The organism is Acinetobacter genomosp. 15BJ, from assembly GCF_000400715.1.
GTDB lineage: Bacteria > Pseudomonadota > Gammaproteobacteria > Pseudomonadales > Moraxellaceae > Acinetobacter.
The window spans coordinates 525415-549686 of the sequence record NZ_KE007347.1; the positions used below are offsets into that span (position 1 = coordinate 525415).

Annotated in this window: 21 protein-coding genes and 1 pseudogene; 10 read left to right on the forward strand and 12 right to left on the reverse strand. The window is 39.9% G+C overall.

What is annotated here, in order from left to right:
* Positions 1–12: 12 nt before the first annotated feature.
* From glnD to F896_RS11555, 3 genes are all read right to left on the reverse strand, one after another.
* A complete protein-coding gene (glnD, locus tag F896_RS11565; RefSeq protein ID WP_005189443.1) occupies positions 13–2676 on the reverse strand; it encodes a [protein-PII] uridylyltransferase in 2664 nt (887 codons plus the stop codon).
* 70 nt (positions 2677–2746) lie between these two features.
* Positions 2747–3964 (reverse strand): formate-dependent phosphoribosylglycinamide formyltransferase, encoded by a 1218-nt coding sequence (purT, locus tag F896_RS11560; RefSeq protein WP_171069675.1) that lies wholly within the window; start codon positions 3962–3964, stop codon positions 2747–2749.
* 120 nt (positions 3965–4084) lie between these two features.
* Positions 4085–4474, reverse strand: a complete 390-nt coding sequence (locus F896_RS11555) for a tautomerase family protein (RefSeq protein WP_016163397.1) — start codon at positions 4472–4474, stop codon at positions 4085–4087.
* Positions 4475–4661: 187 nt separating this feature from the next.
* Between F896_RS11555 and F896_RS11550 the strand changes: the two genes are divergently transcribed.
* Together F896_RS11550 and F896_RS11545 are read left to right on the forward strand one after the other, a co-directional pair.
* Entirely contained in the window at positions 4662–5126 is a 465-nt protein-coding gene (locus F896_RS11550) for a hypothetical protein (protein ID WP_016163398.1), read from the forward strand.
* 9 nt (positions 5127–5135) lie between these two features.
* Complete coding sequence (locus F896_RS11545) at positions 5136–5639, forward strand: hypothetical protein (RefSeq protein ID WP_016163399.1); 504 nt, start codon at positions 5136–5138, stop codon at positions 5637–5639.
* A gap of 120 nt (positions 5640–5759) precedes the next feature.
* Here the strand turns inward: F896_RS11545 and F896_RS11540 are convergent, their stop codons facing one another.
* Together F896_RS11540 and F896_RS11535 are read right to left on the reverse strand one after the other, a co-directional pair.
* Positions 5760–6077: a hypothetical protein gene (locus F896_RS11540; protein ID WP_016163400.1), complete on the reverse strand. Its 318-nt coding sequence runs from the start codon at positions 6075–6077 to the stop codon at positions 5760–5762.
* Between the two features lie 202 nt (positions 6078–6279).
* Entirely contained in the window at positions 6280–6984 is a 705-nt protein-coding gene (locus tag F896_RS11535; protein ID WP_016163401.1) for a Crp/Fnr family transcriptional regulator, read from the reverse strand.
* Positions 6985–7091: 107 nt separating this feature from the next.
* Here F896_RS11535 and F896_RS11530 point away from each other — a divergent pair, with 107 nt between their 5' ends.
* From F896_RS11530 to F896_RS11500, 6 genes and pseudogenes are all read left to right on the forward strand, one after another.
* The gene (locus tag F896_RS11530) at positions 7092–7625 is read left to right on the forward strand and encodes an Mpo1 family 2-hydroxy fatty acid dioxygenase (RefSeq protein ID WP_016163402.1); all 534 of its coding nucleotides are present in this window, start codon (positions 7092–7094) and stop codon (positions 7623–7625) included.
* 276 nt (positions 7626–7901) lie between these two features.
* Positions 7902–10682, forward strand: coding sequence for a type VI secretion system Vgr family protein (locus F896_RS11525; RefSeq protein ID WP_032882361.1), 2781 nt, complete (start codon positions 7902–7904; stop codon positions 10680–10682).
* A complete protein-coding gene (locus F896_RS11520; protein WP_016163404.1) occupies positions 10679–12061 on the forward strand; it encodes a hypothetical protein in 1383 nt (460 codons plus the stop codon). Before F896_RS11525 ends, F896_RS11520 begins: the two co-directional genes overlap by 4 nt.
* Before the next feature lie 53 nt (positions 12062–12114).
* A pseudogene (locus tag F896_RS11510) lies at positions 12115–13282 on the forward strand (IS3-like element ISAba21 family transposase).
* An 89-nt stretch (positions 13283–13371) separates the two neighbouring features.
* Positions 13372–13785 carry a hypothetical protein gene (locus F896_RS11505; protein ID WP_016163406.1) on the forward strand — a complete coding sequence of 138 codons (414 nt, stop codon included), beginning with the start codon at positions 13372–13374 and terminating at the stop codon, positions 13783–13785.
* Between the two features lie 249 nt (positions 13786–14034).
* The gene (locus F896_RS11500; protein WP_171069659.1) at positions 14035–14445 is read left to right on the forward strand and encodes a hypothetical protein; all 411 of its coding nucleotides are present in this window, start codon (positions 14035–14037) and stop codon (positions 14443–14445) included.
* A 125-nt stretch (positions 14446–14570) separates the two neighbouring features.
* Here F896_RS11500 and ychF read toward each other — a convergent pair whose 3' ends face one another.
* From ychF to F896_RS11465, 7 genes are all read right to left on the reverse strand, one after another.
* Entirely contained in the window at positions 14571–15662 is a 1092-nt protein-coding gene (gene ychF / locus F896_RS11495; RefSeq protein ID WP_005271118.1) for a redox-regulated ATPase YchF, read from the reverse strand.
* 99 nt (positions 15663–15761) lie between these two features.
* The gene (locus tag F896_RS11490) at positions 15762–16421 is read right to left on the reverse strand and encodes a methionine ABC transporter permease (protein WP_016163408.1); all 660 of its coding nucleotides are present in this window, start codon (positions 16419–16421) and stop codon (positions 15762–15764) included.
* Positions 16402–17472: a methionine ABC transporter ATP-binding protein gene (locus tag F896_RS11485; protein ID WP_016163409.1), complete on the reverse strand. Its 1071-nt coding sequence runs from the start codon at positions 17470–17472 to the stop codon at positions 16402–16404. The genes F896_RS11490 and F896_RS11485 overlap by 20 nt, the downstream gene beginning before the upstream one ends.
* Positions 17473–17483: 11 nt before the next feature.
* The gene (locus F896_RS11480; RefSeq protein ID WP_016163410.1) at positions 17484–18314 is read right to left on the reverse strand and encodes a MetQ/NlpA family ABC transporter substrate-binding protein; all 831 of its coding nucleotides are present in this window, start codon (positions 18312–18314) and stop codon (positions 17484–17486) included.
* A gap of 35 nt (positions 18315–18349) precedes the next feature.
* Positions 18350–19762 carry an LLM class flavin-dependent oxidoreductase gene (locus tag F896_RS11475; protein WP_016163411.1) on the reverse strand — a complete coding sequence of 471 codons (1413 nt, stop codon included), beginning with the start codon at positions 19760–19762 and terminating at the stop codon, positions 18350–18352.
* On the reverse strand, positions 19762–20985 hold the full coding sequence (locus tag F896_RS11470) for an SfnB family sulfur acquisition oxidoreductase (RefSeq protein WP_016163412.1): 1224 nt from the start codon (positions 20983–20985) through the stop codon (positions 19762–19764). Before F896_RS11470 ends, F896_RS11475 begins: the two co-directional genes overlap by 1 nt.
* Positions 20986–20998: 13 nt before the next feature.
* The gene (locus F896_RS11465) at positions 20999–22210 is read right to left on the reverse strand and encodes an SfnB family sulfur acquisition oxidoreductase (protein WP_016163413.1); all 1212 of its coding nucleotides are present in this window, start codon (positions 22208–22210) and stop codon (positions 20999–21001) included.
* Positions 22211–22568: 358 nt separating this feature from the next.
* On the opposite strand from F896_RS11465, the gene F896_RS11460 reads away from it, so the two are divergent.
* Positions 22569–23339: a glutathione S-transferase family protein gene (locus F896_RS11460; protein ID WP_016163414.1), complete on the forward strand. Its 771-nt coding sequence runs from the start codon at positions 22569–22571 to the stop codon at positions 23337–23339.
* A gap of 456 nt (positions 23340–23795) precedes the next feature.
* On the forward strand, positions 23796–24266 hold the full coding sequence (locus F896_RS11455) for an Lrp/AsnC family transcriptional regulator (protein WP_004661600.1): 471 nt from the start codon (positions 23796–23798) through the stop codon (positions 24264–24266).
* Positions 24267–24272 lie beyond the last annotated feature (6 nt).

Genomic DNA, 24272 nt, shown 5'->3' on the forward strand with positions numbered 1-24272 from the left:
AAACAATAAAATTTAAGATGGATTACAAATTTGATTCGATGCTTCATCTAAAGCGGCTTTTAAGCTTTCCGCAAAAGTTTTCACTTCTTCATCGGTGAGCAAGACACCATTTTTCTTGGTGACGAAGAAAATATCTTCGGCACGTTCGCCCAGTGTGGCAATTCTTGCAGAATGGATATCCAAACCTTGCAACATGAATAAACCACCAATTCGCGCCAACAGACCTGGATGGTCGAGGGTTGAGATTTCAACCATGTGTTGCTGTAGCGTAGGGTTTAAGACAATATCTACAGTATTTTGCACATCAAAATGACGCAAATGACGTGGAATACGGCGTTGCATGATACCCGGATATTGATCTGAATGGCTTAAAGCATCGACTAAAGCAGCTTTCACTTTGCGCTCGCGATCTGGATCAGTCAACAATGTACCAAAACGATCAAGGACCAGATAAGTGTCTAAGCTGAATGAAGTTGAGGCGGTGATAATGCGTGCATCTTGAACATCAAGATTCATACGATCCAGTACCGCAACCGTGGTGGCAAACAGGTTGGGTTGATCACGGGTATAGATAAAGATCTGAACCGCATCATCAGCAGCATTACGATGTGCACGTAATAGAACTAAGGGTTCTGGATTATCGCCGTGTTGCAAAATTGCTTGGGTATGCCAAGCAATTTCATTGGCTGACTCTTTTACAAAGTATTCATCGCCCAGCTCTTGCCAAACTTTTTCAACTTCAGCCAGAGAGAAGTCATTGACCAAGAGTTCACTGGCAGCAAACTTGGTATCTTCAATCAGCATTTGATAGTCAACTGGACGACCTAAGCCTGAGCGAATCACATCACGTGCGTAGGTATACAGCTGACGCATCAAGGACGCACGCCATGTATTCCACAGCTTCGGATTGGTTGCGTTAATATCAGCAACCGTCAGGGTGTAGAGATAATCGAGATGCTCCATATCACCGACTTTTTCAGCAAAGTCTTTGACTTCATCAGGGTCGGAAATATCTTTCTTCTGAGCCGTGAGTGACATGAGTAAATGATTGTTGATCAGCCATGCAACCAGTTTGCACTCACGCTCGGTAAAGCCATGGGTGCGGCAAAATTCAATTGCATCCAGTGCACCAAGCTCACTATGATCACCACCTCGACCTTTAGCAATATCATGGAAAATCGCGGCCATATACACGATGTCATGGCGGGCAATCCGCTGGAATACAGAACTGACCACTGGGAATTCTTTGGCAAATTCAGGTTCTTTAAAGCGACTTAAATTACGCAGTAATAACAGGGTATGTGCATCGACGGTATAAATATGGAATAGGTCATATTGCATCAAACCTGTAATCTGTCCAAAAGCAGGAATGTAATTACCCAACACGCCATAACGCTTCATCGCCACCATCGTGTCATACAAATGTGGTGAGCGAATAATCGACATAAATAAGGCTTGATGTTCTGGATTATCGCGGAAACGCTGATCAATCCGTTTTGCAGCAAGCACCAGCAGGCGTAAGGTACGGGCACGAATACCCGTAATTTCAGGTCGATTTGCCAACAGATAGAACAGTTCTAAGATGGCAATCGGTTCTTCTGAAAATACTTTGTGATGTTGAACAGCCAATTTTCCATCGACAATTTTAAAACGTTCATTAATATCAATAATGTGGCGTTCATAATCAGGTAGACGTGGGGTAATCACCGATTCATTGAAATAGGCGAGTAGCATTTCGTTGAGTGTTGAAACTTGCTGCGCGGTACGATAGTAGCGCTTCATGAACTGTTCAACAGCAAAGTTAACAGGTTGACCTTCTTCACGAACATAGCCAAATTTTGCAGCGATATCACGTTGATATTCGAACAATAAGCGGTTTTCATCGCGTTTGGCTAAACGGTGTAAATGGGTGCGAATTTCCCATAAAAAGCTTTCGGCCTCTTCCAATACACCCAGTTCAAATTCAGTGATAAAACCCAAATGCACCAAATCATAAATACGATTGACACGGAAGTGACGTTTGGCAATCCAGCCAATCTGATTGATATCGCGAATACCCCCTGGGGCATTTTTAATATCAGGTTCTAAATTGCTCTCTGTATTGTTGTGTTGTGCGTAGCGTTTGGCTTGTTCAACCATTTTGGCATCATAGAAAGTTTGATCTGTCCATGTTTGCGCAACGATACGGCGTGGCCATTTTGCCAGTTGCTGATTACCTGTAATGAGGCGTGCTTCAATCAACGTAGTGGCAACAGTTAAGTCATTAATGGCTTGTTCAACACAGTTTTGAATGGTACGAACGCTGATGCCCGGTTTGAAATTACCTACATCCCATAAAGATGAAATAAAGGTCGAGATCAGTTTTTCTTGTTCTTCACTGATTTCATCCTCAGATAAAATCATGATATCGGTATCTGAATAGGGCAACATTTCATGGCGACCATAACCACCCACTGCAAACAAGCCCAGTTCAGTTTGATCTAAACCTGCATGATTCCAAAGAAAGATCAGGGCTTCATCAATAGAGTCTGAACGCGCTCCAATTACTTCACGAATAGGTTGACCATTTTCATAGCTCTCCTGTAATTGCTTTTCTACATCCGTACGCCATTGGTTAATGGCTTGAATATCATGAAGACTGGTGACGTAGTTCAACAAAGGAGAGGTCTTGATCATAAAGCTGGATCTTCTATCAAAGTCCCTCTAAAAAGAGGGGAAGTTGTGATGATAATAACCTAAGGTCAACTTAAGCGTTGGTTTGTACACTCATTTGGTCTGCGGCTTGTTGTGCCAATTCACGTGCAAGATCCGTTGTTTCAGCACGGGCAGTTGCAACGCCCATACGGCGACGTTTAAAGCCCTCAGGTTTACCAAATAGACGTAAGTCTGTGTTTGGATTTGCTAAAGCAAGATTCAAGCCAGTGAAACTCAAGTTTTTAGCATCAACACCTGCATAAATCACGGCACTTGCAGCGACACTATGGCGTGCAGTATTGACAGGTAGACCTAAGATTGCACGGGCATGTAATTCAAATTCACTTTGGAATTGTGAAGCTAAAGTGACTAGACCTGTATCATGAGGACGAGGTGAAACTTCACTAAACCAAACTTTATCGCCTTTAATAAAGAGCTCTACACCGAAGATACCACAGCCGCCTAAAGCAACAGTGATTTTATTGGCAATGCGTTTTGATTCTTGTAAGGCAACAGGCGTCATCTGTTGCGGCTGCCAGCTCTCGACATAATCACCCGCATCTTGTCGATGTCCAATTGGATCACAGAAATGGGTTTCGATTTCACCTGTTTCTGGATTTTTTGCACGCACGGTGAGCAGGGTGATTTCAAAATCAAAATCGATTTGTGACTCAATAATCACGGTGCCTTGATTTACGCGGCCGCCTTGCATCGCATAATCCCAAGCAGCATCCACTTCATCAAAACTCTTAACACGAGATTGACCTTTACCAGAAGAAGACATTACAGGTTTTACAAAGTTTGGATAACCAATGTCATCGCATGCCGCACGGAAGCTTTCTAGGGTATTAGCAAAGCGATAAGCAGAGGTCGGTAAACCGAGTTCTTCAGCTGCTAAACGGCGAATGCCTTCACGATTCATGGTGAGGTTAACTGCTTTTGCAGATGGAATCACCGTTGCAGTTTGGCTTTGTTCAATTTCAATTAAAACTTCGGTGGCAATGGCTTCAATTTCAGGAACAATTAAATTGGGTTTAATCTTTTCAATCAGTTGTTTTAATTCGGCTGGATCAGCCATATTCAACGTGTACGAATAATGAGCCACTTGCATTGCAGGTGCGTGATCATAACGATCTGCAGCATGAACTTCGACACCTAAGCGTTGTAAAGAAATCACCACTTCTTTACCCAGCTCTCCAGAACCTAACAGTAAAACCTTAAATGCAGAAGATTGAAGTGGAGTTCCAAGAGTGACGCTCATGCGAATAATCCTATCCTGAGTAATTTGCGTTTAAGCATAGCAGAACTTTTTGCTGAATTAAGCTTATCCGACACAAAAAACCTGCTTTTTGTTAGACAGAAAATTGCACTTCATCTGCGATTTGCCTGCTTACACATCCACTTGATAATTCAGTTGTAATTCATCTGCATGTTGACCACGGATTCCCCAATTGCATTTTGGTGTTTCAAAAATTGTAATTTCAATATCTTGTGCTGAAATCCCACATTGCTGCTCAATATAAGTGAAAATACTTTGAATCAACTGTTTTTTTGCTTCAGTGCTTCTGCCTTCAAACATCGAAATTTCTATAATTAGATAATGCTGGCTTCGATCATTGGGATAGATAAAGTCTTCTTCCCCAAGCGCAATAAAACGCTGAAATTTCTTTCCGACGGGATAGTGTAAGCTTTCAACCAGTGCTTGATGTACGGCATGAGAAAGTTGATTCCTAAACTGTTTGATAGTGGTTTGTAAGGCATAAATCTTGATTTGTGACATTGTTGATTTCTTCCTTCTTGAAGTTTTAATTTTTTATATATGAACAAGTCTGACAGTATGCTGAATAAAAGCATAAAATCAATTGCTTAGAATAAAAAGTATTCTGATGGGTAAATAAGTAACAAGCATTGAGAATTATTCCCAAATTGACTAGCATAATGGCCAAATGTTTCATTGGCGATTTGCTATGTCTAGTCCAAACTCTCGTGTAACCGCAATCCTGATGTGTAGTGCCTTTTTATTGGCAGCTTGCGGAAACTCAAATAATGAGCCAAAAGAAAAGGTAGAAATCAAACCTGCGCCGAAACTTAACAATGATGCAACCACCTATGCCAATACAGCATGGAAGTTGATTAATGACATCGATCCAATTGTTTATAATAAACAATTCACTGAGATTGAAGACAAAGTCAGAAAGCCATTGCGTCAGCTCAGTACTGATTGGCGTATCAATGTCAAAATGACCGATTCCGTGACTGAAGGGAAATATGCCTTGTGCCGTAAAGCACTGACCAGTTTGGATACATGGGCACGTGATGTAAAAGATAATGCGAATTCATCGACTCAGAAACAGGCAGATTATGAGCGTGATAAAGCGCAGTGTAAGGACGCAATTGATAATCCTGCGCTAGGTAATACCTCTCCAAAGTAGGAGTGAAAAATGTATCTTCGTATTTTATCGGCTTTCTTGATTCTGTTTAGTCCGTTGGGAATAAACACCAGTTATGCCCAAGTAGATTTTCATCTTGCGTATCAGGTGCAAATGCCGAAGACGAAGCCTGTACATTTTTCTAATGATCGTTTATTTAGATTTGTTAGTCTGTCTCCTTTTTTTAATGCCAATGAGTTAGTGAATGCAAAGGCGATTCTTGTTGAAGGAAGGGCTGTTGTTGAAATCGAAATTTCGGCTTCGGCACAGAAAAAGTTTAATCAGTTGGCCAACAGAAATACAGAAAGCCAAGATCAAGGTCTATTTAATCAGATGATTGGTTTAGGCGTTATGATTGATGGTCAGCCTGCAACGGTTATACAAGGGGTTTACAGACCTATTTCAGATCGAAAATTATGGTGTTTCCTGATTGATGATCGCTTACCAGCCAAGGAGCAATTGCGTCAGGCTAACAATATTGTCAAAAAAATGAAATTGGCCAAAGCTTCAAATTGAAATTATCTCATTTGGAGTTTATCCCCAGCTTAGATTGGTAGCTTTGGATGGCTGGATGTTATTTCAATAAAAAAGCGAGATATTTTATCTCGCTTTTTTATGGTTAAAGTCATCAAACGGCTATGAGGTTTTTACCGTTTTTGCTGTTTCCTGTTTGGCTTTGCTTGCTGTTGTGCTGGCCACTTTTTTAGTATCTGTGGTTGCTTTCATTGTGTCGTGTTTGGCTGTATCTTTCATTTTCGCCATGTCATGTTTTGCAGTGTCGGTTGTCTTGGTTGCTTCTTTCTTGGTTTTTACCACGCTTGTTGCAACACATTTACCGCCTTTGTGGTTTGGTCCTGTACCACCTTGAATTTGAGTTCCTTTCGGGCAGGCAAATGCGCTAGCGCTGAGTACGGTAAATAGGCCTGCTGTTAGAATCGTTGCAATTTTTCTCATGATTGTCATCTGCATCGGTTAAGCGATAGTGCTTAGCTTTAATTTAGGCGTGTTGAAGACAGGAAAGCAGACTGATTTTGTGAAATATTTTAGGGCATCAGTAGTATTTTATAGTGAGAGTTTATCTTTTAATTTATGTTTAAGCTTAAAAGCATATTGCAAAAAATGCTGTGCTTATGCATTTAAAATACAAGAATGGTGGTCACTCTTTCAAATAACCCACCGTTGCCAATTTTCTGAGTCGCTCTAAATCCAGCACTTCGATTTTTTTAAAGCCTAATTGAATGACGCCTTGTTTCTCAAACTGGTTGAGCTCTTGATTTACAGTCTGTCTAGATACCGTCAACATATTGGCCAATTGGTCTTGTGAGATCTGAATACTAAAATCCTGAATAAAGGAACGATTGCCATAACCTTCTAAAATAAACAGTAAGCGTTGAGCCAGACGCTGAGTAATGCTTTGGGTTTGAATCGCAATTTGCTCTAAAAATACATAGCGTAGTTTTTGACTGGTTAGCAGAGCAAAGTAGTACCAGTAATATGGATTTTGGAGCAAGAAATCATTGAGTGGTTGTGCGGGTATTTGCAGCACCACACTTTTTTTTAATGCAATCGCATCATGTGAACGGGGCTGCTGGTCGATGAGGGAAATCTCACCAAACCACATGATCGGTTCCGCAATTGCAGCGATGGCTTCATTGCCATTGACATCGATATAACCCAAGCTAATTGAGCCTTCCAATACGCCATAAACTCCATCAAATCGATCTTGCGCACTAAAAACAGCTGCATTTTTCTCAATGATATGCTTCTTACCATGTTCAATAATAAAATTTTGAAAAGGCTCGGCTAAGTGGCTAAACCATGAATTTTGCTGCAAATGTTGGATGTAAATCGAATCTAGCACAATGAGTTCCTTTGATAAAAATAAATCCATTTGTCAGCTACATGACAACTTCGCTGCAATATTTCTTATAGATTAACAGCATAAACGAATTATATGAGGAATGATAAATGACAAATTTGGAACGTCTACTTAGTCAATATGCGGCTTATCACTTAGATCGAAATAATGTTGTGACCCATTTTGTGGGAATTCCCTTAATTGTTTTTTCTATTCTATGTTTAACTGCACGTGCTGGCGTAGAAATTTCGGGCTTTTCAATCACTTTAGCCATGTTGCTCATCGTTCTAAGTAGCATTTACTATATTTCATTGGATAAGTTATTCGGTCTTTTGATGTTGGTTTTATTTGTCTTGGCATATCCACTGGCTGTGAAAATTGCGGCTTTAGCAACGTGGAACTGGCTAGGTGCGAGTATCGGTATTTTTGTGGTGGGTTGGGTATTTCAATTTGTGGGTCATTATTTTGAAAAGAAAAAACCAGCCTTTGTTGATGATGTGATTGGTCTCGCCATTGGGCCATTATTTGTATTAGCAGAGTTTATCTTCTTACTTGGTTTCCGTAAGCCCTTACATCAGCGCATTTTAAAAGAGGCACAAATGAAACGTGCTGAAATGGATATGAAGCCACAGACTGTGTCTTAAGTCGTCAGTTTGATGTAAAAGCCCTGCATAAAACCCCTGAAAATGTCTAATTTTTAGGGGTTTTTTTATGCAGTTTATTTATTTTAATTCGAATTGAATTTATAGCTTGAAAGCTAACGTATAAAATAAAAAACACATCGAAAATTTTATTATCTTATCTTGGGTAAATAAAGGAATAAGTTGTTTTATAAAATGTCCTAAAGTAGCAAATAAAAGACAGTAAGCTGAACTACAATAAATAATTAAATGGATTTATTTTTATATAAAAAGATTAATATGCGATTAAATAATATTGAGCTCTTATTTGAAAAAATAGGGCTGACTGCACATAAACGTGCCATTCATATTCAGTTTGAAAATCAGAGTTTAAATTCTCAAATTTTTTTGCAGTATATTGAGGGCGTTCATGGCCTTAATCAAGGACTCAAGGCTGAACTAATCTGTCTGTCAACGAATGCTACCATCCCGCTCAAGCAATTTATTGGTAGTCAGGCTGCGATTGATACAATGACTGATCAGGGGCAGTTTAGCCGTGTCACTGGGATTATCACCCAAGCATCACAAGGCGTATCTGACGGCAGTTTAAGCCTCTATAAACTGACTTTAGAAGATCCAACCGCACTGTGGCATAAAAGACGAAATTCTCGCGTATTTATTAATAAAAGCGTGTGTGAGGTGGTGCAAGTCATATTTAAGGAATGGCAACAAAGGAGCCTATTATTTGCTTCAAGCTTGACACTGGATTTAAGTGGGTTGAGCAAAGACTATGATGTTCGGCCCTTTATTATGCAACATAATCAGACCGATGCAGAGTTTTTAACATTTTTGATGCGGAGTGAAGGGCTGAGCTGGTTGGTCGACGAAGCCCAGCTTATTGTTCCAACTACCAATAGTCCAATCCAACCGCAAAAACTACGTTTGATTGATGACAATAGCCAGTATCAAGCCCTAGCGAGAAGAACGATTCGTTACCATCGTAGTGATGCCACCGAACAATACGACAGCATGACCAAACTGAGGGCAGAACGCAGCTTACAGCCGACCGCCGTGCATATCCAGCGTTGGCAAGCCGATGCACTGGAACAAGAGGATGGAGCAGGCAGTGTGCAAAGCAAACATCAGCACATTGAAGGCGATGATGCAGCCTCACTGGGACTCGAAGATGCATGGCATTTCAGTCCAGCATGGATGCAGGACCTAAAGGGTGAAGATGGTGCAACACCGTCAGGCCATGCGCAAATTGAAAGGTTTAACCAGCAGATTGGGCAATACCACGACTTACAAGCAAAGCAATTTGTGGCGAATAGCACCGTTCGAGACACCCATGTCGGGTATTGGTTTGAACTGGCAGGACACCCTGAAATAGATCAACATCAAGGGGATGATAAGCAATTCCTGATCATTGCCAAGCAGTTTTATAGTCAGAATAATTTACCAAAAGACCTAAGCCAACAGATCCAAGATCTGATTAACCAAAGTCAGTGGCAACAACAGAATATTGGCTCTGAACAACGTCAGGCAAATCAACTGACACTACAACGCCGTAATATCAAAATCGTACCTGAATATAACCCCTTAACTCATAGGCCAACTGCTCACCCAATGCGAGCCCGAATTGTTGGTCCTGAAGGAGAGGAAATCCATGTGGATGAATGGGGGCGTATAAAAGTTCGTTTTCTATTTACCCGTACAGAAGACCATAGCCATGATGGTGGTGCGGGAACCAACAATGATGATACTGACTCAGCATGGGTCGATGTCCTGACCCCTTGGGCTGGCGAAGGTTTTGGTGCACGGTTTTTGCCACGCGTCGGTGAAATTGTGGTCATTGACTTCTTTGATGGCAACTTTGACCGTCCTTTTGTGCTGGGGAGGATTCATGAAGCGCAGCGTTCACCCACACTGTTTGATCGAATAGGAAAACTCCCTGAGACCAAAAAACTGTCAGGCATTCGATCACGCGAATACAAAGGTGAAGGCTTTAATCAACTGCGTTTTGATGACAGCTTAGGGCAGATCAGCACACAACTGCAAAGTAGCCATGCCGCCAGTCAATTAAATCTCGGTCAGCTCAGTCATCCAAAAGACAAGGCTGAAAGCGAAGACCGTGGCGAGGGCTTTGAACTGCGTACCGATTTATGGGGTGCAGTACGTGCGGGAAAAGGTTTATTGCTTTCAACCCATAAGCAAGACCAAGCACAAGGCGAACATCTGGATGCACAGTTAGCCAGACAGCAACTTGAAGCGAACCAGAATAATGCCCAAGCACTGAGTGACGTCGCTAAAAATCAGCAGACAGATGAAATTGAGTCACTGGCACAGTTAAAAGCGTTCGCTGCACAGATCGAAGCAAAGATTGCCAAGTTCAATAAAGCATTGCTGTTACTGAGTTCACCCGATGGTATTGGCCTGAGTAGCCATGAAGATATTCATTTCTCGGCAGATAGACAGATCAATCAGATCGCTGGCGAGAGTATTCATCTGAGTACACAAAAAAATCTGATTGCCCATGCGCAAAACAGGATTAGTTTGTTTGCTGCCCAAACAGGTATTAAACAGGTTGCGGCGAAAGGAAAGTTTGAAGTCCATGCGCAAACGGATGGCATAGACTTGTTCTCCAAACAAGGCATTCAAATTATTTCGACTGAAGATCGGATTGAAATTATTAGTGCAAAAGAAATTGTGATTACAGGCAAAAACTCTCAACTGAAACTGAATGGTTCAGGAATTGTTGCTACCACAGGTGGCAAATTTGAAGTGAAGGCAGGTCAGCATGTGTTTATGGGTGGGGCGAAAGTAAATACAGTTCTTTCAGTATTACCCGATGTAGAAAATCTTTATGTTTTACAATACTTGGTAAAAAATAAAGAAAGTCAGGTCATGGCTGATAAACCTTACATCTTATTTGATGAAGAGGGAAATGTTCAAAAGGGAAAAACTGATCAAAAAGGATTTATGAAGCTAAAAACATCGCCATCTGCTCAACAAATTACGACTCTAGTAATGATGAATGAAATTGAACACGCTGGAGAAGAAGACTCTGGAGATCAACTATGAATACCTATTTCAGTCGTCTAAAGCTCAGTGTTCAAGCCCCTCTCAAATTGAAAGATTTAACTTATAAATTCTTTGTGATTAATAATGTGACTAAGAAAACAACAACATTTAAAGGTAATTTTGATGAGCACGGTTTAACAGGTTGGACTGAAATACATAACTTAAATACTATGTTAATTTATGAAGTTTATTTGCGTGGTGAAAGTTTACAGAAAATTGCTGTAAAAGCTTATCCAAATAAAAAAACGCATAGCACCTTTACCATTAAAATGACTACAGAAATAACGCAGAAGGTGAAACAGAATATTAAGGAAATTTATTTAGATGATGGGGAAGTTGCTTGGTATCTGGTTAAAAAGGCAGAAACCATGCATGACTGGTCTAAACGAGTTTTTAAAAGGCCTTTAATCGCATCAGATTGGGATATACTACGGGCAAACAACCCACATATTTCGAATATCGTGCCAATTCGAATATTGTCACCTGGAATGGTCATTGTTCTCTCAAATTCAACCACAGCAAAAGAGCTTCCAAAATATAAAAAGGATGCTCAAGATGCATTTAAAAACTTAGAGGAAATGAAAAAGGATAAAGATTTTGATGCCGAGTTTTTTGCACAAAACTATGAATTTTTTTATAACTCCTTAATAAATGAGGATTATGTTGGTCTTAGCCACAAACCTATAGAAAATGTTGATGGTACTGGTACGATGCTAGCAACAACAGCAAAAAATACAGTAGACGGGGCACTATTATTTGTTGAGGAAACTAAAAATAGAACTTTGGGGGCTTATTCTCAGTTAGTAAAAAATTATGCCCAAGAACATCAGAAGAAAACGCGTTTAGCTAATCCTAAACACTTTAATAAGTTTGAAGCGGCCAACACAGCATTGCTGAAAGATTTTGAAAATAGCATTTCCCAAAGGATGTTTAAGTGGGATACAGGAATACAAACATCAAATTTAAGAAAAAATTTGAAAAGTACGGCATTTGTAAAAAGCGCTTATTATCAAGGTGGATTGCCAGCCTATTTAAAGAATATGAATGAGGTTGGACGTGTGACTAGTGTTCTTAAACAAGGTGGTAACTTTATGATTGGGGTTGGAATTGCAGAAGCTGGAATTAATATTTACCAAGCAACTGAGACGGGGGAGAATAAAAAAATTAGAAAAGCAGTCTTAGTAGAACCCTTAAAGCTAGGAGGGAGTTTAGTAGGTGGAAGGATGGGAGCTGTAGCAGCTACTGCGACTGCCGTTTTAGTATTGGGTGTTGGTACAGGGGGTGTTGGATTAGTTGTTATCGGTGCTTGTGCTGTTGCAGGAGGAATAGGAGGTGGGATTTTTGGAGGATGGATAGGTGAAATGGTTGATGTGTGCTGAGAAAACAGGAGGTTTTAACTTGGTAAACTATAGACACTCATCAGGAGTTTACCATGAGCAAGAAACAGAAGACTTACACCGCAGAATTTAAAGTTGAAGCAATAAAATTGATTGAAGCCAATCAAGGCAATGTATCGGAAACAGCCAGACAACTTGGCATTTCAATGCAAACTCTTTCAAATTGGAATAATAAAGCAAAGACTGGCACCTTAGCAGGCACTAAACAATATTCACCTGATCTAAATGCCTTACTCGAAGAAAATAAAAAGCTCAAACAACAGCTCAAAACAGCTGAAATGGAACGTGAATTTCTAAAAAAGGCAGCAGCGTACTTTGCGAAAGAAAGTCAGTAAGGTACGCCTATATGAAACAGCAAAGACATTTATTCCCGATTAGCTTTATGGCTAGATTACTTCACGTTTCAGTGTCACGATTTTATGATTGGCTAAAACGAGGCATGAATAAAAGATTGGTTCAGCGAAATCAACAGACAATTTTGGTCAAAATAGCTCATGAGGAAACTAAACAAAGCTATGGCTATATTCGATTAACTAAGCATTTACAAGCGCAAGGTATCAAAATCAGTACGTATGCTGTACGTCAAATAAAAAAGCTCAACCAGCTGTATTGTAAGCGTCATAAGCGTTTCAAAAGAACTACGAAGAGTGATCATAATCGAGCGATCTACGCAAATTTACTAGAGCAACAGTTTTCAATGACTAAGCCCAATCTTGCATGGTCAAGCGATATTACATACATTTGGACTGCTGAAGGTTGGTTATACTTGGCAGCAGTAAAAGACCTGTACACGAAACAAGTGGTTGGCTATAGCTTAAATGAGCGTATGACCGCACAACTTGTTTGCAATGCACTGACTATGGCGATTCGTAATCAAAAACCAACGAAAGGCTTAATTGTTCATTCGGACAGAGGCAGCCAATATTGCAGCCATGAATATCGAAAGATACTGGAAAAATGTGATTTTCAAGGTTCAATGAGCAAACGTGGGGACTGTTACGATAATGCACCGATTGAAAGTTTCTGGGGCATACTCAAGAATGAATTAGTGGGCATCATTGCAACTATAAAACCAGAGATGAAGCTAAAGCAGATATTACAAAATACATTGTGTTATTTTATAATCAGCGAAGAATTCAAAAGAGTTTGGATTTTAAAACGCCAAATCAAATAGCAGAGAACTTTTATCGGTTAGCTGCCTAGCATATCCCAAGTGAAAGTCTCCTGCTAATTCAGCACATATCAGGTTGGTAGTGGTGCTGATCGTAGTATAGAATGGATGACTAAATAAAATGTTAGAGAATATTCTGAAAGTAATATTAGCTATTTCAATCTCACTTTTATTTGTCAGTTATCCTATCGCTGTATTTAAAAGCTATAAATATGTTAAAAAAAATCTTCAATCTATCTCTCTTTTGTTTTTTGGAGATTCTAAATATTATAGAAAATTGGATTGGGCTAATCACTTTTTAATAGAAATGGCTGTAGGTTCTATCGCCGCATTAAGGTTTAGAGAGTTGAAGATACTTAAAAGAAATTCAGTCTTTTCTAAAGGGTACTTACCTTTATCCCCGAATATGAATGATAAAAATCTTAATTTATTGCTAAATAATCACGGAAAATGGTATAAATCTGTTACGAGCAATATTCTTCACTCCTCTTGTTATTTGTTGATTTCAATAATTATTTTTTTTATTTTAAAGTAATTATCCATAAATATTATAAAATCGTTTCCTATTTGAAATGTCGGGGAAGTATTAATGCTGGATCAATCTCAAAAATAATAGAAGATAGACGTTCTTTTTTTGATAAGTCTAAAAGTATTTTTCAATAGTGAGGTTTTATGAAATTTCTGTTAGTTACAATACTCATTTTTAATGATTGGTTGTACTAATGCAAAAACGAAAGATACTTATGAAGGCTGCGATGTAAAATATACGAAAATAAGTCTTAAGGTGAAAGATGATTTTCGAATAGTAAGTAAATCTTGTAATGACGAAAATCCAGTTGTGATTAATTATTTAGAAGGAGGTGATCAAAAAATATTTATTAATAAATATGATATAAATATAGGGAAGTGGTTGCCAAAGTTGGAAGCTGTAAGTGTTTATAAAAAAGATAATCAGAGACCATTGTTAATTACACTTCATACACAAGTATGGGATTCTCCAACAGTCAATGGTATCCTTTATAATGTTAACTTATATGAAATTTATTTAACTGGGAAAAGAGTTAGGTTAGTTGATATAAGTAATATTCTTGGAAACTCTCAGAGTGGGTTGGAGGGAGTGTCTGATGATTATATGCATTTTAAATTCAAAGATATTGCTACTATTAAAAAATGGCTTGATAAAAATTATAAATGAGCATCTTTACTGGGGTGTTATCTATACGCATAGGCTTTGATAAAGTGTTTATTTAACATGAATTTTTTAAATAAAAAAACCGCCAATAAGATCGTTACTGGCGGTTTGAAAATCAAAACACTGATTTATACATTAAAACGGAAGTGCAATACGTCGCCATCTTGAACGATATACGTTTTACCTTCTAAACGCCATTTACCTGCTTCTTTGGCACCGCTTTCACCGTTGTATTGAATGAAGTCATCATAGGCAACACATTCAGCACGGATAAAACCTTTTTCGAAGTCGGTATGAATCACACCCGCTGCTTGCGGCGCAGTTGCACCAACTTTCACAGTCCAAGCACGAACTTCTTGTACGCCCGCAGTGAAGTAAGTTTGTAAGCCAAGTAAGCTATAACCTGCACGAATCACGACGTTTAGTCCTGGTTCTTCCATGCCCATCGCTTCCAAGAATTCAGCACGGTCTTCATCTTCTAATAATGAAATCTCAGCTTCGATCTGGTTGCAAAGCGGTACAACGATCGCATTTTCTTCAGCAGCAAGTTTTTTTACCGCTTCAAGATGTGGGTTATTTTCAAAACCGTCTTCTGCTACGTTAGCAATGTACATGGTTGGTTTAAGCGTCATTAAACCGAAACCGCGAACCGCTTTACGTTCATCATCTGAAAGGTCAGCCGCACGCGCTGGTTTACCTTCATCAAGCAAAGGTTGGATTTTTTCTAAAACTGCTTTAGTTGCAAGTGCTTCTTTATCACCGCCTTTTGCTGCTTTAGTTAAACGTAACAAGGCTTTTGCAACGGTATCAAGGTCAGCAAGAGCAAGTTCAGTGTTAATGGTTGCAATGTCATCTAATGGATCAATTTTACCATTTACGTGAATCACGTTTTCGTCTTCGAAGCAACGAACTACATGGGCAATAGCATCTGTTTCACGGATGTTGGCAAGGAATTGGTTACCCAAACCTTCACCTTTTGATGCACCAGCAACCAAACCTGCGATATCAACGAATTCCATTGTGGTCGGGATAACACGTTGCGGTTTAACAATTGCTGTAAGTTTGTCTAAACGTGGATCTGGAACAGGGACAATGCCTGTATTCGGTTCAATGGTACAGAACGGAAAGTTTTCAGCAGCAATCGCTGCCTTTGTTAATGCATTAAATAATGTAGATTTACCTACGTTTGGCAGACCAACAATACCGCAATTAAAACCCATGAAACCACTCACAAATGTGTTATTTAAAAATTGCTGCTGATTTTACATGAAAGCCATGACAAAGTCAGGTCATGGCTTGAGTGGATTAATAATTCGAGCTTAAACTTTGCGTTTATCGAGCTGTTTGGCAATATTATCGCCTGTCGTTTGTACCAACATGACCAAAACAATCAGGACTAAAATCACCGCCAGCATCACTTGCATATCAAAGCGTTGATAGCCGTAACGATAGGCAATATCGCCTAAACCACCTGCACCAATCGCACCTGCAATAGCAGATGAACTGATCATGGTAACAATAGTCACGGTAAAACCTGCAACAATCCCCGGCAAAGCTTCAGGAAGCAATACATGCCAAAGAATCTGTTTGCGGTTACAGCCCATCGCTTGTGCTGCTTCAATCAAACCTTGATCAACTTCACGTAGACTGACCTCCGCAATACGGGCGAAGAACGGAATAGCTGCAATGGTTAAGGGGACAATCGCAGCCAAGACCCCATAACTGGTGCCGACAATCCATCGGGTAAATGGAATCAATGCCACCATTAAAATCAGGAAAGGTACAGAGCGGGTAATATTAATCACCCAGCCCAATGACTGATTGATTTTCTTAGAAGGATAAATCCCAAAATCAGCAGTACTCACTAGAATTAAAGCAATTGGCAGACCAATCAAAAAGGCGAGAATCGCAGAAACACCGACCATGATTAAAGTATCGGTCGTGCCTGTCAGTAACAGATCAATGAGTTGATTGGACATAACCGATCACCTCAAGTTGTGTTATTGCAGGATGTTTTTCAGATTGTGAGTGGTTTAGATCAAAGTCGAGATTACGAATCCCGATGATCAATGAGCCGATGGTACGTTGCTGAATGCTATCAATTTGACTGTGATAAACCTGAACAGGGCTATTAAAGCCATCCAATAGTTCATATAAATCAGGCACCGATTTCGATTCACTGACATATTTCAATTTTAAAATCTGATGCGTACTCTGAGGCAGAATGGTTTGGCTCAACTCAAAGGGTAAATTCACCTGTTCAAAGTTGAGTAATTCCTGTGTGATCTGTTGTTGTGGATTGGAAAATACCGACCAAACTTGTCCAGACTCAACGATTTCACCTTGATCAATCACGATGACTTGATCGCAAATCTCTTGAATGACTTGCATTTCATGGGTGATCAAGACGATGGTTAAATCAAGGTCTCGGTTGATCTGTTTTAATAAAGACAGAATATTGGCTGTACTTTCAGGATCCAGTGCGGAAGTGGCTTCATCACAAAGCAGGATTTCAGGCTGAGAAACCAAGGCTCGCGCGATCCCTACACGCTGTTTCTGTCCACCAGACAGTTGAGCAGGGTAATCATTTCGCTTTGCTGCTAATCCCACTAGCGTCAGTACCTCACTGACCCGCTGTTCAATCTCAGCCTTTTCATAACCCGCAATACGTAGCGGTAAAGCCACGTTTTCCCACACCGTTTTGGCAGACATTAAATTAAAATGCTGAAAAATCATGCCAATTTTCTGCCGAGTTTTAATCAACTCTGCATGGCTGAGTTCAGCAATATTTTGCTGATGAATCAAAATACTGCCTGTATCAATCGACTCTAAGCCATTTAAGGTACGCAGTAGGGAGGATTTTCCTGCACCACTTTTTCCGATAATCCCAACAATCTGTGCGTTGGGAATATCAAGGTTAATGTCTTTTAAGGCGTGTAAGCGTTGGCCATTTACATCATAAAATTTATTTAAACCGCGTATTTTCAGATGTGGAACTGAAAAATCGACCTGTGAACCAAAACTCACCATCATTATTCTCCTTATTTCCAGCCAGGGAACCAAAGCGTTGGGCCGAAATCGCTATCCAGGGCAGCTTTAACTTTGGGTGAGTTTTGATAAATCTCGACAAATTTCTGTAGTTTATTGTCCTTGTCCTGATAGTCATCACGCACCACAAATAAAATCGCATAGCGCTTATTGGTATTGTCATCAAACAATAAGGCACTTTCAGGATCAGCTGTTTTGGCTAAACGTAGGTAATGTGGATAGCCAAACGCCAGATCAACATCATCAATGGCACGTGCAGTTTGTGGGCCTTCAACTTCGGTAAATTTCAGGTTCTTCGGATTTGCAGTAATGTCTTTCAGAGCAGAAAGGTGATTATTGCTGTCTTTCAGTTCAATCAGCTTGGCTTGTTGCAATAGCAATAAAGCACGACCTTGATTCACAGGATCATTTGGAATGGCAACCGTTGCACCATTTGGTAGTTCATCAAAGCTTTTATATTTTTTTGAATACAGTCCGACATGCGATGCTGCACCTGCAGCAAAGGATTTTAATTTAAAGCCCGTTTCCTTAATCGCATTATCCAAGAAAGGTTGATGCTGGAAAAAGTTCGCATCAATATCGCCATGATTCAAAGTGATGTTTGGGGTATTCCAGTCGGAAAACTCGACCAATTTGACATTCAAACCTTGCTGTTTGGCTTCATCCGCTGCAACTTGCAGTGGATGGGCAAAAGAAGGACTAATCCCAATCACCAGTTCACTGCTCTGGTTCTGTCTTTGTTTATTCCAAATCAATAAGGCAATAATCGCAACAACAATGACAAGGCCAATACCCAACCATTTTTTAGAGGCTGTTTGAGCCATATATTTCTCCAATTCTATTCTTAAATGTTTAAATGCTAAGCACTAATTTCTTCGATTGTTTTTAGGTCATGTGTGTTGTTATGCGTTCTACATCGAAACTGATCAGCAGGATGACTTGTGGCCAAATGATCACCTTGTGCAAATAGCTTATTGCGTAATGATCCTGTGGCATATTCAGTTTTATAACGTGCACGTTGCTGTAACTCAGGGATCACCAGTCGAATGAAATCATGGTGTGATTCAGGTGCAACCGTACGAGTCAGGTTAAAACCATCAATGCCAGTTTGATCGAGTAGTTCAATGAGATATTCTGCAACTTCAGCACCACTGCCAACAATCAGGGGATAACGCCCACCTAGCACATGCTGTGCTTTCAGGTCATTTTTACTGATACGTTGTTCTTTAAACTTCTCATTGACCGAAGCAATGCTATTGCTCTTTTGATAAGGAATCGCTTCATCATCTGCAAACTTGGCAAGATCAATTCCGACTGAACTGGCATAATGTGCTAAACCTGCTTCAGGGCTGGCATATTGACGATATTCAGCCAGTTTTTGCTGGGCAAGTTCATGTGTTTCAGCCACAACCACGGTGATGCCGACAAAGATTTTAATCGCATTTTCATCACGACCTTGTTGCTGTGCTTGTAGTCGTATTTTATTGACCTGTTGACGAATCTTTTCTGGTTGATCACCACCAATAAAAATACATTCGGCATGGCGCGTAGCAAACTGTAGTCCTTTCGGTGAAGCACCTGCTTGGAAGAGTGTTGGCGTACGTTGAACCGAAGGCGCAACCTGAAATACCCCTTGGCTTTGGTAATATTGCCCTTGGTGATGAATAGTATGGACTTTATTTGGATCAGTAAAAATGCGCTGTTGCTTATTTTTCTTTAGGGCATCATTTTCCCAAGAACCTTCCCAATATTTATAACAAAGCTGTAAGAACTCCTCGGCCTGATCATAACGTGCATCATGATCTTTTAAACCTTTTTGCCCAATCAAGCGTTCAGCACTGTCTAAATAGCCTGTGACAATATTCCAGCCCAAACGACCTTGAGTTAAATGATCAAGACTGGCAAAGCGCCGTGCAAATTGATAGGGCTGTTCATAGCTTAGATTGACCGTGACGCCAAAGCTTAAATTCTGCGTGACCAAAGCCATTGCCGAAATCAGGGTGGAAGGGTCATGGCTTGGCAGTTGAATCGATTCTTTTAAAGTCAGCTCGATCCCATTTTGATAGACATCATAAACTCCGGTAATATCCGCGAGGAATAAGCCATCAAACAAACCTTGTTCTAAAGTTTGTGCGAGTTCAGTCCAATAACTCAGTTCATTAAAGCGATGTGATTGATCACACGGATGCGTCCATAAACCATGATTGATATGACCGACACAGTTCATATCAAAGGCATTTAACAAGATTTTTTTAGCAGTCGTTTGACTCATTACAAAGTCCCCCGACGTGGAGGCAGAACGCCATTCAACACATAATTACCGATAAAGTAATATTTCCAGCGTGCAGCATCATGCAAGGTGTGTACACGTGCATTACGCCAATGACGATCAAGACCATCAGCACGTTGACTGCCACGACTACCTGCTAATTCAATCAATTTTGATGATGCCTTTAATGCAGTTTCAGTACTATGCGCACGAACTTTGGCGACATCAATTGAGGCTTTGGCTAAGGTCTCAGCATTCAACTCCTGTTTGGCAGCATCGACAGATCGAGCTGCTTGTTTGAGTAATAACTCGCTGGCTTTGACATCGGTTGCTACATGACCTAGCTCAGATAGGGTTAGTGGGTCTTGAGTGGCGGAATCAATATTGGCATCAATCCAAGGGCGGGCGACACGCACACGCTCCAGTGTTTCTTCAAAAGCAGCACGAGCAATCCCGACTTCAATCGCGGCATGCATGATTTGAGCAAAGGGGCCAACCAAAGACAGTTGCTTAAAGGCGGTATCAAAAGCAATCACATCCTCTTTGGCAACAAACACCTGATTAAATTTGACTGTACCGCTGCCCGTAGTCCGTTGCCCAAAGCCAGACCAGTCATCAATTAGTTCTAATCCTTGGCTGTCTCTTTGTACAAAAGCCAAAAATTCATTGCCTGTTTCATCCACCACTAGGGTTGGAATACGATGTGCAAACAGGCTACCGGTGCAATAAAACTTTTCTCCCTGAATCAGATAACCATTTTTGCTTGGAATTAAGGTAGTTTGTTTATGTGCAGAGGTACGTGTTTTAAATTCAGCCAGCGCATTACCAAAACGCGCACCTTGTAACACTTCTTGATAGAGGCGTTTCTTTTGCGCGTCTGTACCAGTATTGCGCAATACTTCCAGTGCATAAAAATGGTTTTGTGGAATCTGACCGATTGAACCATCCGCACCACTAAACAGCGCAATCACTTTAGCAACGGTTAAGCTGGAAACCTCTGCACCACCATACTGCTTAGGTACAGTAATTGCCCACAACCCAGACTGGCTATAGCTTTCGATTTCAGTAAACGGCAAGTTCCGATTGGCATCGCGTTCAACGGACGTTTGTTTAAACTGTTGACTGAGCTGGGTCGCAATTTCTAGCGCTTCAGCATCGCTTTGGATAATATGGGCTGCTTTAAAATTGGTTTTGGCAAAACCTTGTAATTCTTGATAAGAGGTCATGATGATTTGCTCCTTAAATCCAGGCATGGCGGGCAGGGTGTGTACCATTGAGGTAATAATCACCGATGGCATGGAATTTCCAACGCACAGGATCATGTAAGGTATGTACGCGAGCATTGCGCCAATGCTGATCAAGATTATGTTGGCTCAGGCTGGCACGGCTTCCACCAAGTTCGAGTAATTTTTCTGAGATATGCAGGGCAGCATCATTGGCATAGATCTTTGCTTCTGCCACTAGAATAGAAGCACGAGCGGCTTGTTCCGCAGAAATTTCTGTAAGTTGATCCAGTTCATCTAGATATTCTGCTGCATCATCCAGTAATAAAATGGCTGCATCGAGCAGGATATTGAGTTTGCCAACTTCTTGTAAGGTGTAATGTTCTTCACTGGCTTTTTCTACGCCTGCATCAATAATGGGACGTGCTTTACGAATGCTGGATAAGGTGTCATCAAAGGCAGCTTCGGCAATGCCAACATCAATGGCAACCTGTAAAAGTTGAGAATAAGCACCGCGAACATTTGGGGTATCGGCAATAATACGCTCATCAAAAAATAGTGTAGGATCAACAACGACATTGTGTAGTTTTACCGTTCCACTGGCTGTAGTACGTTGACCAAAGCCATTCCAGTCATTAATCACTTCAACACCAGCAGCATGTCGATCAACGATCGCCAGTACGGTGTAGCCATCTGGATGCAAGGCACGAATCGCTAACCAATCTGCAAAGCTGGTACCTGTAGAGTAAAACTTTTCCCCGTATAAAAAGTATTGACCATTTTCCAACCTTAAAGTGGTTTGAATGGCTTTGGTATCCTTAGAATTCTTTTCTGGTCCACCATTGGCAATACGTTTGCCTGCCAGAATTTCAGCGTAGATAAACTGCTTTTGCGCATCGGAACCTGTGATATTAATAAAATTTAAAAGGCCAAATTGGTTTTGTGGAATTTGTCCAACATTGGCATCGGCTTTACTTAAAATACGAAACACATGGGCTAAGGTTTTATTGGAGACAAAAGCACCACCATATTGTTGTGGTACACGGATTCCCCCGAGACCTTTTTGGCTAAACTGAATGATTTGTTCAGTGGGTAAAACACGATTTTGATCTCGATTATTTCGATCTTCTAATGCAAAGTCAGCAACTTGATAGGCAGCATTGATGGCCTGCTGATCATTTGAAATCAGTTGTGTTTGAACTTGAATCACTGATTGATTACTGGACATGTGAGCACCTCTAATAGATAAGAGACACTTTACAAAAGTTTTACTTTTCAACTAAACCATCAGTTATGGCTTGTATATCACAATAATTCCTAAGCATTTTTTATGAGAAAAATAACAGAAAAATTAATATTAAATATACATATAAAACAATAATTTGAATTTATTGCTGATTTATTAAACAGTATGAAAATTCGTTTTCTATGAATGAGAGGAATATTCTCACCATGAAAATTTATAAAGCGACTTCGCCAAAATTAAAAAAGATCGAACGAAAAGGACATTGTATTCATTAACTTTTACTTCTAAAGTAGGGAAAACCTTATGTTTGATCGAGTAGAAAAATAAATTTGGAGAGTTTATGCGGGTTTTATACCAATTTCCTTTGTCTCACTATTGTGAAAAAGCTCGCTGGTTGTTAGATCATAAGGAATTGGACTATGTGGCACATAATTTAATTCCAGGTTTCCATCGTGCGTTTACTTATCTAAAGTCTGGGCAATATTTATTGCCGATGCTGAAAGATGATAAGCGGTGGGTTGCTGATTCAACACAAATCGCTTTATATCTTGATACGACATATCCTGAACATGCGTTATTGAGACGTGATGAGCAGTTACGCGAGCAAGCTTTAGAAATCGACAAATTGACTGATGAACTTGGTGTACATGTTCGTCGCTGGTCATTGGCACACGCACTGTCAGTGGGTGATCATCCGCTTGAAATCATGATGGGTGAACAAGGCTATTTACGTCAGTTTGAGAAGATTTCTAAACCAATATTAAAAAGTCTGGTTTCGACGAACTATAAATTGAGCCCTGAAAAAGTAGCACAGTCCAAACTACGTATGACCGAGTTGATTACTGATCTCAACCAGCGTTTGATTGATAATCAAGGGCGTTACATGGTCGGTGATCGGCTTGGTTTAGCGGACATTTCAGTCTGTTCTATTCTTGCACCATTATTGGTGATCAAAGGTACGCCTTGGGAACTCGAGAATGACGATATTGAACAGTTTGATGGTGAACTGAAGCAATATTATGACTATTTATCAGATCTGCCGATTGGACAGTATGTACAGCGTATTTATGCTACTGAGCGTAATGCACGAGTCGATTGGCGTGGTTTGTAAATCAAATTTTCCATAAAAAAGCCCTGATTAATAAAATCGGGGCTTTTTTATGAGAAAGAAAATTGAAAAATTGTTGATAAAGCAAAAAATAATCAGGGAATAAAATTAATTTTTAAAAGAAAATTCGTTTTAAGCAGAAAATATTAGAAATTATTGCCAAATTTACTTTAAAAAAACTGAAAAGAGGGAAATAATTATAAAAAGGCTTTGTTATCTTATGTTTCAGGGTGTGATGGGGATCGAAACGAGTTGTTCAACTATTGGGAGATCAGTTGAACAGTTGCTCAAAAGGTCTTGTTTCGGCTTTGAGACAAAGATAAACCAAAAATTTATCGGAATCATGTTTGCGTTATCCATGCAGCATTGTCAAAAGTTAAACGAATGTTTTCCCTTGACCCTTAAAAATTACTGTGAGCAGTTCCGATAAAAACATCGATTGAAAGTGAGGACTGTAGAATGGAATTAGATCGTTTTGATAAACAAATTCTTGAAATTTTGACCCATGAAGATGTCAATCTGAATGAGCTATCAGAACGTATTAACCTTTCGGTTAGTTCAGTACATCGACGCATTAAAAACCTGATTGAATCCCAAGTGATGGGACAGCTCAAACGAGAAATCAATTTTAATAAACTAGGCTTTAGTTTACATATTCTTTTACAGGTCTCATTGAGCAAACATGACAGTGAAACTTTTGATAAATTCCTACAAGAAATTGAAGATATTCCTGAAGTGACCAATGCCTTTTTAGTGACTGGGCAGAGCGCAGATTTTATTTTGGAATTGGTAGCACGCAATATGGATGACTATAGTGAAATTCTATTACGCCGTATTGGTAAGATTGATAGTGTCGTCGCACTACATTCAAGCTTCGTGATCAAAGAATATAATGTCTTTAACTGCTATAAACTTTTAAATAAGCTATAAAAAATG

Bases quoted from the DNA above. Each gene is read 5' to 3' on its own strand.
- glnD (WP_005189443.1), bottom strand. From the start codon at position 2,676: ATGATCAAGACCTCTCCTTTGTTGAACTACGTCACCAGTCTTCATGAT.
- F896_RS11555 (WP_016163397.1), bottom strand. From the start codon at position 4,474: ATGTCACAAATCAAGATTTATGCCTTACAAACCACTATCAAACAGTTT.
- F896_RS11550 (WP_016163398.1), top strand. From the start codon at position 4,662: ATGTCTAGTCCAAACTCTCGTGTAACCGCAATCCTGATGTGTAGTGCC.
- F896_RS11545 (WP_016163399.1), top strand. From the start codon at position 5,136: ATGTATCTTCGTATTTTATCGGCTTTCTTGATTCTGTTTAGTCCGTTG.
- F896_RS11540 (WP_016163400.1), bottom strand. From the start codon at position 6,077: ATGAGAAAAATTGCAACGATTCTAACAGCAGGCCTATTTACCGTACTC.
- F896_RS11530 (WP_016163402.1), top strand. From the start codon at position 7,092: ATGACAAATTTGGAACGTCTACTTAGTCAATATGCGGCTTATCACTTA.
- F896_RS11525 (WP_032882361.1), top strand. From the start codon at position 7,902: ATGCGATTAAATAATATTGAGCTCTTATTTGAAAAAATAGGGCTGACT.
- F896_RS11520 (WP_016163404.1), top strand. From the start codon at position 10,679: ATGAATACCTATTTCAGTCGTCTAAAGCTCAGTGTTCAAGCCCCTCTC.
- F896_RS11505 (WP_016163406.1), top strand. From the start codon at position 13,372: ATGTTAGAGAATATTCTGAAAGTAATATTAGCTATTTCAATCTCACTT.
- ychF (WP_005271118.1), bottom strand. From the start codon at position 15,662: ATGGGTTTTAATTGCGGTATTGTTGGTCTGCCAAACGTAGGTAAATCT.
- F896_RS11490 (WP_016163408.1), bottom strand. From the start codon at position 16,421: ATGTCCAATCAACTCATTGATCTGTTACTGACAGGCACGACCGATACT.
- F896_RS11485 (WP_016163409.1), bottom strand. From the start codon at position 17,472: ATGGTGAGTTTTGGTTCACAGGTCGATTTTTCAGTTCCACATCTGAAA.
- F896_RS11480 (WP_016163410.1), bottom strand. From the start codon at position 18,314: ATGGCTCAAACAGCCTCTAAAAAATGGTTGGGTATTGGCCTTGTCATT.
- F896_RS11475 (WP_016163411.1), bottom strand. From the start codon at position 19,762: ATGAGTCAAACGACTGCTAAAAAAATCTTGTTAAATGCCTTTGATATG.
- F896_RS11470 (WP_016163412.1), bottom strand. From the start codon at position 20,985: ATGACCTCTTATCAAGAATTACAAGGTTTTGCCAAAACCAATTTTAAA.
- F896_RS11465 (WP_016163413.1), bottom strand. From the start codon at position 22,210: ATGTCCAGTAATCAATCAGTGATTCAAGTTCAAACACAACTGATTTCA.
- F896_RS11460 (WP_016163414.1), top strand. From the start codon at position 22,569: ATGCGGGTTTTATACCAATTTCCTTTGTCTCACTATTGTGAAAAAGCT.
- F896_RS11455 (WP_004661600.1), top strand. From the start codon at position 23,796: ATGGAATTAGATCGTTTTGATAAACAAATTCTTGAAATTTTGACCCAT.